Genomic DNA, 255 nt, shown 5'->3' on the forward strand with positions numbered 1-255 from the left:
CTGGAAGTACCGGAAATCGGTGAAGATGTCATTGAGATTAAAGGCGCATCACGTGATCCGGGTTCTCGTGCGAAAATTGCGGTGAAATCACATGATAAACGTATCGATCCGGTAGGCGCTTGTGTTGGTATGCGCGGTGCACGTGTGCAAGCTATTAGCAATGAATTGGGCGGTGAGCGTGTAGATATCGTACTTTGGGACGATAATCCGGCGCAATTCGTGATTAACGCAATGGCACCGGCGGAAGTAAGCGCG

1 pseudogene is annotated in these 255 nt (G+C 50.6%); it reads left to right on the forward strand.

The annotated features are described in order from the left end of the window. A pseudogene (gene nusA, locus FLQ44_RS17760) lies at positions 1-255 on the forward strand (transcription termination factor NusA); the annotation flags it as partial.

Source organism: Vogesella mureinivorans (assembly GCF_007644035.1).
Lineage (GTDB): Bacteria > Pseudomonadota > Gammaproteobacteria > Burkholderiales > Chromobacteriaceae > Vogesella > Vogesella mureinivorans.